Genomic DNA, 12,162 nt, shown 5'->3' on the forward strand with positions numbered 1-12,162 from the left:
GAAAAGTGCCTTTCCTTAAGGGTGGAGCGGCCCCGCGGTGGTGGTGCGGGGAAATCTGGGGGGGTGCCCGGAGGACTCAGACGGTCTTGCCGGTGGCCGTGGCGGCCTTCAGCAGCCGCAGCCTCGGCACGGGTCCCGAGTGGCCGCCGCGGCGGTGCAGGGACCGGGCGGCGAAGTCGCCGGCGAACTGGATGAGGGAGATGACGACGGCGAGGATCGCCACCGTGATCCACATCAGTTCGGTCTCGAAGCGCTGGTAGCCGTAGCGGATCGCGATGTCGCCGAGGCCGCCGGCGCCGACCGTGCCCGCCATGGCCGAGTAGCCGATGAGCGCGACGACGGTGGTCGTGGTGGAGGAGATCAGCGAGGGCAGCGACTCGGGCACGAGGACCTTGCGCACGACGGTCCAGGTGTTGCCGCCCATCGACTGCACGGCCTCGACCAGCCCGCCGTCCACCTCGCGGACGGCCGTCTCGACCAGCCTCGCGAAGAACGGGATCGCGCCGATGGCGAGCGGCACGATGGCGGCCTCACGGCCGATGGTCGTCCCGGTGAGCGAACGCGTGAAGTTCATCAGCGCGACCATCAGGATGATGAACGGCATCGAGCGGGCGATGTTCACGACCTGCCCGATGACCTTGTTGGCCAGCACGTTCTGCAGCAGTCCGCCGCGGTCGGTGAGGACGAGCAGGACACCGAGCGGGAGTCCGCCGACGACGGCGATCAGCGTGGACCAGCCGACCATGTAGAGCGTGTCCCAACACGCCTGGGACAGCAGCGGCTGCATCTCGGACCAGCTCACTTGGCACCTTCCTTCACCGGCACGGGCTCCTGGCCCACCACGTCGATCTGCAGGCCCTGTTCGCGCAGGAAGCCGATCGGCACCACGTTGTCCTCGTAGCGGCTGGGCAGTTCGATGCGCATCCGCCCGATCTGGAGGCCGCCTACGGTGTCGATGGCGGCACCGAGGATCGATATGTCGATGTTGTAGGTGCGGGAGAGCTGGGAGATGACCGGCTGGGTCGCGGCCTCGCCGTGGAAGGTGACGTCGAGGACGGTGCGGTCGTCGCCGGAGGCCTCGCCGCCGACCGGGAACAGCGCGGAGGCCAGTTCGGACCCCGGGGTGCCGAGCAGTTCGCTGACGGTCCCGGACTCGACGACGCGCCCCTTCTCCATGAGGGCGGCCGAGTCGCAGACCGACTTCACGACGTCCATCTCGTGCGTGATGAGCAGGACGGTCAGGCCCAACTGCCGGTTCAGGTCGCGCAGCAGCCGCAGGATGGAGCGGGTGGTCTCCGGGTCGAGGGCGCTGGTGGCCTCGTCGGAGAGCAGCACCTTCGGGTCGCCGGCGAGCGCGCGGGCGATGCCGACGCGCTGCTTCTGGCCGCCGGACAGCTGGGCCGGGTAGGCCTTCGCCTTGTCGGCGAGACCGACCAGGTCGAGCAGCCCCAGCGCCTTGCTGGAACGTTCCTTCCCCGACATGCCGAGGATTTCGAGCGGCAGCTCGACGTTGTCCTGGACCGTCCGGGAGGAGAGCAGGTTGAAGTGCTGGAAGACCATGCCGATACGGCTGCGCGCCTGCCGCAGCTCCCGGCCCGCCCGCGGACCGCGTCCGGCGAGGGCGGTGAGGTCCAGGCCGTCGACCGTCACGGTGCCGGCGGTGGGGCGCTCCAGGAGGTTGACGCAGCGGATGAGCGAGGACTTGCCGGCGCCGGACTGTCCGATGACGCCGTACACCTCGCCCTCACGGACGTGCAGATCGACGCCGTCGAGGGCGGTGACCTCACGGCCGCGGGAGCGGTAGACCTTGGTCAGGCCCGTTGTCGTGATCACTGGGATTCCGTCACTGTTGAGTACCCGGGCGTGGGTGTGCCCTGGTACGGGAGGGAAAATGTGCGCGGGGCAGCCGGGTCACGTACGGCTCAGGGCGTACGGACGGGCCACGACGGCGGCTCGCTTCGGGGCGCGAGGCTCTGGGTGGTGCGGGGGCCCTCTAACAGGCGCACATTCGACACATACAACGAGCACCGGGCGTCATGGTCGCCTCGGTCGCAGGGGTGCGTTCGCTCGTCGTGGTCATGCGATCAGTAAACCAGACCGACGGTCCTGACAGACCGCCGCTGTCCGCATGCCGGACAGCGGCGGACAGCTCAGCGGCGCACGGAGACCTCCACGAGGTGGTCGGTGACCAGTACCGACAAGGCCGAGAGGTCGGGCACCACGAGGTCCGCGTCCAACTCGTGCGCCGGGTGGGTTGTGGCCAACGCCACGGTGGCCATCCCGGCGGCGCGGCCCGCCCGGAGGCCGGCCGGGGCGTCCTCGAAGACCACGCAGCGGGCCGGGTCGACGCCGAGCCGGCGGGCGGCGAGCAGGTAGGGCTGCGGGTCGGGCTTGCCGCGGGTGATGTCGTCGGCGGCTATCAGCGTCTTGGGCAGGATCCCGACCGCGTCCAGGCGGGCCTCGGCGAGCCGGCGGGTGGCGGAGGTGACGACGGCCCAGCGCTCGGCGGGCAGGGCGTCGAGGAGGGCCGCGGTGCCGGGCAGCAGCCGGACACCGCCGTTGGGCACGTCCTCCACCTCCAGCTGCTCGACCCGGGCGACGGCCTCCGGGACGAGATGGGCGGGGAGCAGGTCGGCGACGATGTCCGCGGCGGTCCTGCCGTGCAGTTCGACGCGGGCGAACTCGTCCGTGACGCCGTACTCCGCCGCCCAGCGGGTCCAGCAGCGCTCCACGGAGTCGAGGGAGGAGACGAGGGTGCCGTCGTTGTCGAAGAGCAGGGCTTGTGCGTGGATCGTCATGGCCTCGACCCTACGGCGTTGAGCAGGGGCGACGGCGTGGGGCCGATTCCGCCGTAATAAGGTCGCCGCATGCTCAATGCCCTGCTGCTGGTGACCGGAGTCGCCGCGCTGCTGCTCGCCGCCTGGTGCGGCTGGGCCGCGTACCGGGACCAGCCGACGAAGGACTGGCACTTCATCGGGATGGCCGTGGTGTCGGTGCTGGCGGTGATCCAGCTGGTGGCCGGGATCGTGCTGCTGGCCGGGGGCGACAAGCCGGCGCAGGGCACGACGATCTTTGTGGCGTATCTGCTGGGCGCCTTCGCGTGCGTCCCGGCGGCGGGGTTCATGTCGCTGGCCGAGCGGACCCGGTGGGGTTCTGTGACGGTCGCGGCCGCCGGTGTGGTGCTGGCCGTTCTGGAGGTGCGGCTCTATGACATCTGGGGAGGGTGAGATGACGACCGTGGAGCAGGGCCCGAAGCGGCTCACCAGTGGGCCGGGCACGCTTCTCGTGTGGTTCTACGGCGTGATGGTCGTCGGCGCGCTGTCGCGGTCCGTCTACCAGATCGCGACCGAGTTCGACCGGGCGCCGCTCGCGTACTCGCTGTCCGCGGTGGCCGGTCTGGTGTACGCGTTCATCACGTACACGCTGGTGCGGGGCGGCGAAGCCGCGCGCCGGGCGGCGCAGGTGTGCTGCGCCGCCGAACTCGCGGGGGTGTTGATCGTGGGGACGTGGACCCTGGTCGACTCGTCCGCCTTCCCGGACGCGACCGTGTGGTCGGACTACGGGATGGGGTACGTGTTCATTCCGGTGCTGCTGCCGGTCTCCGCGTTGTACTGGTTGCGGAAGCACGCCAGGGAGGCGTGAGCCGAAGGGCGTGCGCGACCACCGGTGACGGGTGGGCTGTCGCGCGGCCCTCCCCCGGCTCTCGGCCGAGGTGACCCAGCGCCCCCGAAGGGGCGCTCCGCCTCGGGGCGTCGAGGAGCTAGGCCGTCGTCGCGTACGTGCCGGCCGGCTTCTCCAGGACGATCATCGTGACGCCGTCCGCGCCCTGCGAGGTGCCCACCGTCTCGTAGCCGACCCGGCGGTACAGGCGCAGGCTGCCCTCGCTGCGGTGGCCCGTGAAGAGGCGGAACCGCTTGGCGCCGCGTTCCTCCTGCAGCGCGCCCTCGGCCGCGCGCAGCAGCCGGGCGCCGATGCCGTGGCCCTGGAGCCGCGGGTGGACGCAGAGTTTGCCGATGGCGGCGGCGCCGTCCTCGGTGACCGAGCCGCGGACCGAGCCGACGACCTCCTCGCCGAGCCGGGCGACGAAGACGCAGTCGGACGCGAGTTCGCGGCGGACCGAGTCGAGACTCTGGACGAGCGGGTCGATGCGGTAGTTGCCGTACAGCGCCGCCTCGCTCTGGAAGCACAGGTACTGGAGCCTGAAGATCTGCTCTGCGTCCTGCTCGGTCGCCACCGAGATGGTCACGCTCATGCCCATGTGCGCACGCCTCCCGCTCACCTGATCGCCTGTCGTTCTCACTCCTATCCCCGCGCTTCGCGGGGCGCAACCTCCGGCGTCAGCAATCTGCGCAGACATCCAAGACATCTGGAACGTTCCGGTCCCAGACTTCCCTGTGAGATACCCAACTCCCCCGCGATCTCGCGGTAGGTGAGGTCGTCCGGGGAGAAGAGGGCCGCGAGGAGGCGGGGGCAGCGGCCGGGGAGGCGGGCGACCGCCTCGCGCAGGGCGCGGTGCCGTGCGGTGGTGACGACGCGCTGCTCGGGCGTGGGCGCGGCGGGGTCGGCGGGTTCGGTCCCGTAGGGGCGTTCGCGGTGTGCCGTGCGGCGGGTGCGGCGGGACTCGGCGCGCACGGCCCTGCGCAGCCAGTCCTCGGGGGACCGGGGCGGGCCGTGGGTCTCCAGCCGCTCCAGGAGGCGCAGCCAGACGCTCTGTTCGAGGTCGCCGGGGTCGCTTCCGCAGGCGTGCGCCTCGGCCGAGGCCTCGGCGGTGAGCAGCGGGCGCAGGGCGGCAACCAGGTCGTCCGTCACATGCGGAACGACGCGGCCGCCCCGGGCAGGGTTGCCGGGGCGGCCGCGGGACACCCCGAACGGGGTGCGGTGGCTCAGCCGTTGACGAAGGCCTCGCGGGCGAGGACCGCGGTGTCGGCGTTGTCCGAGAAGACGCCGTCGATGCCGGTCTCGAAGTACGCCTGGAAGACCGGGAAGACGGTGCCGTACCCGGTGACGTCGCTGCCCTTGCGGTAGGCCGGCGGCAGGAAGGGGTTCTCGTTGCGCATGGTGTACGGGTGCAGGATCAGGCCCACCTTGTGGGCGTCCGCGACCAGCGTGCTCGGCGTGGTGAAGTCGCCGTTCGCGTCCTTGGGGATGACCAGGTCCAGGGTCGGGCCGATGCCCTGCGCGTAGCCGGCGATCTCCCGCAGGCCCTTGGGCGTGATCAGGTCGGCGACGGTGCGCGGGTCGCCGGTCGCGACGAAGTCGTAGGGCCGCGTGTTCGCCGCGGACAGCAGGACGACCAGCGGGTTGTCCACGAGCGTGTTCAGGCGCTGGATGCTGGTCGGCTCGAAGGACTGCAGGATGACCGGCGAGTTCCGCTTGTCCTTGCCGTACTTGCGCAGCAGCTTGGCGACACGCTCCTCCAGACCGAGGCCGAGCTTGCGGAAGTAGGTGGGGTGCTTGGTCTCGGGGTAGATCCAGACCTGCTTGCCGCGCCTGCGGGTCTGCTCGTCCTGCCACTTGAGGACTTCCTCGAAGGTGGGGATCTCCCAGTGGCCGTTGTAGAGCGTGTTGTGCGGGCGGTTGGCCGGGATGCGCTCGATCGCGCGCAGCGTCTTCAGCTCGGCGAGCGTGAAGTCCTCGGTGAACCAGCCGGTGGTGGGGACGCCGTCCAGGACCTTGGTGGTCCTGCGGTCGGCGAACTCCTTGTGGTCGGCGACGTCCGTGGTGCCGCCGATCTCCGGCTCGTGGCGGCAGACCAGGTGGCCGTCCCTGGTGGGGACGAGGTCGCCGGCCTCGACGATGTCGGCGCCGAGGTCGAGCGCCAGCTCGTAGGAGCCGAAGGTGTGCTCCGGACGGTAGCCGCTGGCGCCGCGGTGCCCGATGATCGTCGGTTTCGGCAGGCTCTTGAGGCCGCCGTTGCCGTGGCCGACCTGCCGGGCCTCGGCCGCTCTGGCCGCGCCGGGCAGTCCGAGGACCGCTCCGCCCGCGCCGAGCACCGCGGCGCCGAGCAGGGCCCGCCGTCCGGTCGTGCCGTTCACCGGTGTCCGCTCGTCGGAACCGTTCGTGTTCATGAGCGCTCTCCTGACCTTCGCCCTTGGATGCCGGCCGATCGTAGGGGCGCGGTGGTGACCGGCGGGAGACCGCCGGCCCAACGGCCGGATGACGCCGTATGGCTGATGCACGGCGCGTCGTGACGGTCCGTCGGCGACTTCCGTCACATCGCGGGGGCCGGGCCGCAAGCTGTCCACCGGGCAGCACCGCAGGTAAACCCGCGTCAACAGTGCGTAAGACCTCGGTGAACCGGCCGTGGTCGATGTGCGCTCCCCCTGGGGCCGCGAGTAATGTCCTCACCTGCACAGACTCATACCGCCCCTCGACATCGGAGGACCCGTTGTCCCGCTTCGCGTTCATCAAGGCAGCGCTCGGACCGATCATGCGCCTGATGTTCCGCCTCCGGGTGGAGGGCGTGGAGCACATCCCGGGAGACGGTCCGGTCATCCTCGCCGGCAACCACCTCACGTTCATCGACTCGATGATCCTGCCGCTGGTCAGCAGGCGGCAGGTGTTCTTCATCGGCAAGGACGAGTACGTCACCGGCAAGGGCTTCAAGGGCCGCCTGATGGCCTGGTTCTTCACCGGTGTCGGCATGATCCCGGTGGACCGGGACGGCGCGAGCGGCGGGGTCGCCGCGCTGATGACCGGCAAGCGGATCCTGGACGAGGGCCGGATCTTCGGCATCTACCCGGAGGGCACCCGCTCCCCCGACGGCCGCCTGTACCGCGGCCGCACCGGCATCGCGCGGCTGACGCTGATGACCGGCGCGCCGGTGGTGCCGTTCGCGATGATCGGCACCGACAAGCTGCAGCCGGGCGGCGCCGGCATGCCGCGGCCGGGGAAGGTCACCGTCCGGTTCGGCGAGGCGATGGAGTTCTCCCGGTACGAGGGGATGGACCGGGACCGCTACGTGCTGCGGGCCGTGACCGACTCGGTGATGGCCGAGGTCATGCGGCTGTCCGGGCAGGAGTACGTGGACATGTACGCCACGAAGGCGAAGGCCGCCTGACACCCTTTCGGCGCAAGGGCACGGACCGGGGTCCGTGCCCTTCTGTCTGCCATCCGCCTGACATCGGTCCACGTCCGCCTGGCGGTGGAATCTGGCCCGACACTTCGGTCATTCCCGCGTATTTACCGGCCATATGAGCACACAGCATGTCTTATTTAGATATGCAGAAACCTTCTCGGCGTACCCTGCTCCGTGCTCCGTTCGCTGTCGCCGGCGCGGGGCTCCTGGCCTCCTGCTCCGACGCAGACTCCTCCTCGCGCTCCGGCCCGCAGCACACGGCCGGCACGGCGAAGTTCGTGCCGCAGGGGCCCAAGGGGTTTGTCAATCCGTCGGATCCGGAGGTGCTCGCGACCGAGCGGAAGCGCGGTGCGGGTCCCGTCCGCACGGTCACCTTCACGGCCGCCGAGAGCAAGCTGGACCTGGGCGGGCGGACGGTGCACAGCTGGGCGTACAACGAGTCGGTTCCGGGTCCGCTGGTGCGGGTCACCTGCGGTGACGTCCTGAATCTGACCCTCAGTAACCGGCTGAAGGAGAAGACCACTCTGCACGCGCACGGGGTACGGCTGCGCTGCGACATGGACGGCGTTCCGGATCTGACCCAGGCGAGCATCGAACCGGGGACGGACTTCGTCTACCGGTTCGCCGCCGCCCACCCGGGCACCTACCTGTTCCATTCGCACGTCGGCATGCAGCCCGACCGCGCGCTCTACGCGCCGTTCGTCGTCGACGACCCGAAGGAGCCCCTCAAGTACGACCAGGAGTGGGTCGTCGTCCTGGACGACTGGGTCGACGACATCGACGGCTCCAACCCCGAGCACGTGCTCGACCAGCTGAAGCCCGGCGGCTCCATGGCGATGAACATGCACATGGGCATGGGTCCCGGAGCCGGCAGCCCGAGCCCGCACCGGTCCACGAGTGCGCCTCCGGCCTCGCCGAAGGCCAAGGGCCTGGGTCCCGACCGGGTGCTGCGCGACTCCCACAGCGCCCTGCTGCACGGCGAGGGAGGCAACGTCTCCTACCCGCACTACCTGATCAACGGGCGGGTGCGGACCAACCCCTCCGTCTTCCAGTGCCGCCCCGGTGACCGCATCCGGATCCGCTTCATCAACGCGGGCTCCGAGACGGCCTTCCGGGTGGCGCTCGGCGACCACCCCCTGACCGTCACCCACACCGACGGCTACCCGGTGAAGCACCAGACGACCGACGCCCTGCTCATCGGCATGGCCGAGCGGTACGACGTGCTGGTCACCGCCAAGGACGGCGTCTTCCCGCTCGTCGCGCTGGCCGAGGGCAAGCCGGGCAAGGGGCTCGCGGTCCTCCGCACCAACAAGGGAAAAAACCTTCCGTCGCCGGATGTCCGCCCCGGCGAGCTGGACCGCGAGATCGTGTCGGCCCGCCGCCTGGTGCCCGCCGACTCCGTCCGCATGGACAACCGCAAGACCGACCGCGAGCTGCGGATCAGGATCACCGGCACGATGCAGAAGTACGACTGGGGGTTCGACCACCGGGCGTACGACGTGCGGCAGCGGCACGCGGTACGGGCCGGCGAGCGGGTACGGCTGACGCTCATCAACGCGACCGACATGTGGCATCCGATGCACCTGCACGGGCACACCTTCGCCGTCGGCGGGCTGAACTCGGAGGGAGCCCGGAAGGACACCACGATCGTGCTGCCGCACCGCAAGCTGGTGCTCGACTTCGACGCCGACAACCCCGGGCTGTGGATGCTGCACTGCCACAACCAGTACCACTCGGAGAGCGGGATGATGACGGTGCTCGGCTACCAGAAGTGAGCCGTCACACCGGCACGGTGTCGTCCAGCTGCTGCCCCCTGAGCAGGAACCAGGCCGCCACCGCCGTCGCCAGGAGGACCGCGGCGCCCGCGCCGGAGGCCAGGTGCAGGCCGTGCACGAAGGAGTCGCGGGCCGCGGCGAGCATCTCGTTCGCGGTCTGCGGCGGCAGGTCCGCCGATGCCTGCACGGCCGCGCCCAGCGATTCGCGGGCGGCGGCCGGGGTGCCGGCCGGGGCCGGGAAATCGCGGTAGACGCCCATCACGATCGAGCCGAGCAGGGCAATGCCGAGGGCCGCGCCCAGCTCGTACGCCGTCTCGGAGACCGCCGAGGCGGCGCCTGCCTGTTCCCTGGGGACGCTGGAGAGGATCACGTCCGCCGTGACCGTGAAGGAGAAGCCGGCGCCGACGCCGACCACGAGCAGGGCGGTGCCGAGGAACGGGTAGCCGGTGGCCTGCGAGAGCGTGGTGAGCGCCGCGAGGGCCACGCCGACGGCCGCCAGGCCGCCGGAGACCACCGCCCGCACCGAGAACCGGCGGGCCGCCCGGCCGGCCACCAGACCGGCCGCCACCGCGCCGAGGGCCGCGGGGATCTCGGCCAGGCCGGCCTCGAACGGATGCCTGCCCTGGACCAGCTGAAGGTACTGGGAGAGGAAGAACACCAGGCCCGACATGCCGAGCACGGTCAGCAGGTCGGCGAGGACCGCGCCGCTGAAGCCGCGCCGCCGGAAGAGCCGCATGTCGAGCAGCGGCTTGGGCAGGGTGAGCTGGCGGCGGACGAAGCCGTACAGGCCCGCGCCGCCGAGCAGGGCGGTGGCCGCGGTGACCGGGGTGAGGCCGTGGGTCGCGGCCTCCTTCACCGCGTACACGAGCGCGATCATGCCGACCAGCGACAGGACGACGCTGGCCAGGTCCCAGGGGCCGGGATCGGGATTGCGGGACTCGGGGAGCGTCCTGATGCCGACGAGGACCAGGACCGCCATCACCGGCAGGTTGATCAGGAAGACCGATCCCCACCAGAAGTGTTCGAGCAGGAAGCCGCCCACGATCGGGCCGACGGCGGTGCCTGCGGAGGCGGTGGCGCCCCAGATGCCGACGGCGAGGCTGCGCTCGCGCGGGTCGTGGAAGAGGTTGCGGATCAGGGCGAGGGTGGCGGGCATCAGCGTCGCGCCGGCGACGCCCAGCAGGGCGCGGGCCGCGATCAACGTACCGGGCGTCGACGCGTACGCGTTCAGGACCGATATCGCGCCGAACGCGGTCGCGCCGCCGAGCAGGATGCGCTTGCGGCCGATGCGGTCGCCGAGGCTGCCCATGGAGACCAGCAGTCCGGCGATGACGAAGGAGTAGACGTCGCCGATCCAGAGCAGCTGGGTGCCGGAGGGTTCGAGATCCTCGCTGATGTACGGCGTCGCGAGACCGAGGACGGTCGCGTCGACGGCGACCAGCAGCACGGCGAGCACGAGGACGGACAGCGCGAGCCAGCGGCCCGGGCGCTTCTCCTCCGTCTCCGTGGCGAACGCCGGCCGCACGGTGCTGGTCATGATTCCTCTCTCCGTCGCGCACCGCCGAGCAGCAGCTCGACGATCATGTGGGTGAAGTCCTTGGGCGCGACCCTGCCCTCCGTCACCGCCCAGGCGGCGGAGGCCAGCAGGCCGTACAGCGCCTCGGTGAGCCAGGCCGGGGTGAGGTCGATACGGAACTCGCCGGTCCGCTGGCCGCGCCGGAAGAGGGCCGCGATGCGCTCGTCGATCCGGGTCCAGCCCTGGTTCTGCTGCTCGCCCTCGAAGAGCTGGTTCTCGGTGTAGAGGAAGGCCAGCAGTCCGGCCGACGGTTCGATCTCGCGCACCAGGCGGTGGACGGCGTCGGCCGCCCGGCCCTCGTCCAGACGGGCCGCGTCCAGGGCCGCCTCGCACTCCTCGATGCCGAGCGCCTCCAGCGCGCGGACGAGCGCGTCCCGGCCGGCGAAGTGCCGGTGCAGGGTGGCCCGGCTGATCCCGGCGGCCCTGGCCACCTCGTCCATGGTCGCGGTGGATTTGCGGGTCAGCAACGCGGCTGCGCTGCGCAGCACCTGCTCACGGTCGAGGGCCATGAGACAAGAGTAACCCATGTGAGACATCTTTGTCTCATGCTGGGCATGCGTGCGTCACTCGTCGCGGGTCGGCGACGGTCCGTGTCCGCGCGTCGGGGTCCGGGCGCCTGGGGCCGCCGGACGGTCGGTGCGTCAGGCGGTCGGTGCGTCAGGCGGTCGGTACGTCAGGCGGTCGGTGCCTCGGGCGGTCGGTGCGTCAGGCGGTCGGTGCCTCGGGCGGTCGTCGCCTCAGTGCCAGGGCAGGCTGCCGCGGCGGTCCCAGTACGCGTGCGGCTCCTCGGCCAGCGCGGCGAGGCGGGCCAGCTGGTCCTCGTCCAGGTCCACCGCGGCCGCGTGCAGGTTGGAGGCGAGCTGGGGGAGCGTCGCCGCGCCGGACAGGACGACACCGGCCCACGGCTGCCGCAGGACGACGGCGAGGGCGACGGCGTCGCAGCCGAGACCGGCCTCCTCGGCCACCGCCCGCAGCGCGTCCGGGGCGTGCGGCGCGGCGAGGCGGCCGTTGGCCATGCCCTCCTTCACGATCACCGTCAGCCCGGCGTCGTGCGCCTCGGCGAGGGCGGGGCCGGCCGACGTCTCCAGCGCGTTGTACGTCGACTGGACGGTACGGAAGAGGGGCTCGCCGTCGACCGTGACGGCGAGGGCGGCGCGGACGGCGTCGGCCTGGGCGGGGCCGCTCGTGGAGAAGCCGACGGTGAGACCGCCCGCCGCCGCCTCCGCCAGGCGGGCGTGGAGTTCCTTGTCGGTGAGGGCCGGGCTGTCCGGGGTCACCGAGTGGATCTGGTAGAGGTCGAGGTGGCCGCCCAGAAGCCCGTCGGTCTCGGCCCGCTGGCGGTCGTAGGTCGCCACGCCGTGGTCCTTGACCTCGTGCGTGTCGGCGTCCGCGGACCAGCCGGCGGTGTAGGTGTAGCCCCACTTGCTGCCGACCACGACCTCGGCGGCGGCGTCGGGACGGGCGTCCAGCCAGGCGGCGAGGAACTCCTCGGAGCGGCCGTAGGAGCGCGCTACGTCGACGTAGCGGACGCCCTGGGCGTAGGCGGCGTCGAGGAGTTCGTGCGTGCGGGTGCGCAGGGCGTCGACGCTGCGGTCCTCGCCCAGGTCCTCCTCACGGCCGAGGTTGATGTAGCCGGGGCGGCCGACCGCGGCGAGGCCGAGGCCGATGTGGCAGGTGGGGGTCGTCGCTGTCGCCAGTCGGGCGAAGGGCATCGCGGGCTCCGTTTCGGTCGG

General features: G+C 71.3%; 13 protein-coding genes. 4 read left to right on the top strand and 9 right to left on the bottom strand.

Features of this window, described 5'->3' with window-relative positions; translation table 11 throughout:
• Positions 1-76 precede the first annotated feature (76 nt).
• The 3 genes from ACIRQ9_RS34435 to ACIRQ9_RS34445 form a co-directional block, all read right to left on the bottom strand.
• Positions 77-802 (bottom strand): methionine ABC transporter permease, encoded by a 726-nt coding sequence (locus tag ACIRQ9_RS34435; RefSeq protein WP_351320248.1) that lies wholly within the window; start codon positions 800-802, stop codon positions 77-79.
• A complete protein-coding gene (locus ACIRQ9_RS34440) occupies positions 799-1,833 on the bottom strand; it encodes a methionine ABC transporter ATP-binding protein (protein WP_404182633.1) in 1,035 nt (344 codons plus the stop codon). The genes ACIRQ9_RS34435 and ACIRQ9_RS34440 overlap by 4 nt, the downstream gene beginning before the upstream one ends.
• Positions 1,834-2,150: 317 nt before the next feature.
• Positions 2,151-2,798, bottom strand: coding sequence for an HAD family hydrolase (locus ACIRQ9_RS34445; protein ID WP_404182636.1), 648 nt, complete (start codon positions 2,796-2,798; stop codon positions 2,151-2,153).
• 69 nt (positions 2,799-2,867) lie between these two features.
• Between ACIRQ9_RS34445 and ACIRQ9_RS34450 the strand changes: the two genes are divergently transcribed.
• Positions 2,868-3,227, top strand: a complete 360-nt coding sequence (locus tag ACIRQ9_RS34450; protein ID WP_404182639.1) for a hypothetical protein — start codon at positions 2,868-2,870, stop codon at positions 3,225-3,227.
• A gap of 1 nt (position 3,228) precedes the next feature.
• Positions 3,229-3,642 (top strand): hypothetical protein, encoded by a 414-nt coding sequence (locus tag ACIRQ9_RS34455; protein WP_404182642.1) that lies wholly within the window; start codon positions 3,229-3,231, stop codon positions 3,640-3,642.
• A 118-nt stretch (positions 3,643-3,760) separates the two neighbouring features.
• On the opposite strand, the gene ACIRQ9_RS34460 is transcribed toward ACIRQ9_RS34455, so the two are convergent.
• The 3 genes from ACIRQ9_RS34460 to ACIRQ9_RS34470 all read right to left on the bottom strand — a co-directional run bounded on the left by ACIRQ9_RS34460 (position 3,761) and on the right by ACIRQ9_RS34470 (position 6,068).
• Entirely contained in the window at positions 3,761-4,258 is a 498-nt protein-coding gene (locus ACIRQ9_RS34460) for a GNAT family N-acetyltransferase (RefSeq protein WP_404182645.1), read from the bottom strand.
• Between the two features lie 44 nt (positions 4,259-4,302).
• Positions 4,303-4,809, bottom strand: a complete 507-nt coding sequence (locus tag ACIRQ9_RS34465; RefSeq protein WP_404182648.1) for an RNA polymerase sigma factor — start codon at positions 4,807-4,809, stop codon at positions 4,303-4,305.
• Positions 4,810-4,883: 74 nt separating this feature from the next.
• The gene (locus ACIRQ9_RS34470; RefSeq protein ID WP_404182651.1) at positions 4,884-6,068 is read right to left on the bottom strand and encodes a glycerophosphodiester phosphodiesterase; all 1,185 of its coding nucleotides are present in this window, start codon (positions 6,066-6,068) and stop codon (positions 4,884-4,886) included.
• A gap of 320 nt (positions 6,069-6,388) precedes the next feature.
• Between ACIRQ9_RS34470 and ACIRQ9_RS34475 the strand changes: the two genes are divergently transcribed.
• Together ACIRQ9_RS34475 and ACIRQ9_RS34480 are read left to right on the top strand one after the other, a co-directional pair.
• The gene (locus tag ACIRQ9_RS34475; protein WP_404182654.1) at positions 6,389-7,060 is read left to right on the top strand and encodes a lysophospholipid acyltransferase family protein; all 672 of its coding nucleotides are present in this window, start codon (positions 6,389-6,391) and stop codon (positions 7,058-7,060) included.
• A 161-nt stretch (positions 7,061-7,221) separates the two neighbouring features.
• Positions 7,222-8,853 (top strand): multicopper oxidase family protein, encoded by a 1,632-nt coding sequence (locus tag ACIRQ9_RS34480; RefSeq protein WP_404182657.1) that lies wholly within the window; start codon positions 7,222-7,224, stop codon positions 8,851-8,853.
• A gap of 4 nt (positions 8,854-8,857) precedes the next feature.
• On the opposite strand, the gene ACIRQ9_RS34485 is transcribed toward ACIRQ9_RS34480, so the two are convergent.
• The 3 genes from ACIRQ9_RS34485 to ACIRQ9_RS34495 form a co-directional block, all read right to left on the bottom strand.
• On the bottom strand, positions 8,858-10,390 hold the full coding sequence (locus ACIRQ9_RS34485) for an MFS transporter (RefSeq protein ID WP_404182660.1): 1,533 nt from the start codon (positions 10,388-10,390) through the stop codon (positions 8,858-8,860).
• On the bottom strand, positions 10,387-10,938 hold the full coding sequence (locus ACIRQ9_RS34490; RefSeq protein ID WP_404182663.1) for a TetR/AcrR family transcriptional regulator: 552 nt from the start codon (positions 10,936-10,938) through the stop codon (positions 10,387-10,389). The genes ACIRQ9_RS34485 and ACIRQ9_RS34490 overlap by 4 nt, the downstream gene beginning before the upstream one ends.
• Positions 10,939-11,166: 228 nt before the next feature.
• Positions 11,167-12,141: an aldo/keto reductase gene (locus ACIRQ9_RS34495; RefSeq protein WP_404182666.1), complete on the bottom strand. Its 975-nt coding sequence runs from the start codon at positions 12,139-12,141 to the stop codon at positions 11,167-11,169.
• Between the last annotated feature and the right edge of the window lie 21 nt (positions 12,142-12,162).

The organism is Streptomyces sp. NPDC101237, assembly GCF_044767465.1.
GTDB classification, from domain to species: Bacteria; Actinomycetota; Actinomycetes; order Streptomycetales; family Streptomycetaceae; genus Streptomyces; species Streptomyces gramineus.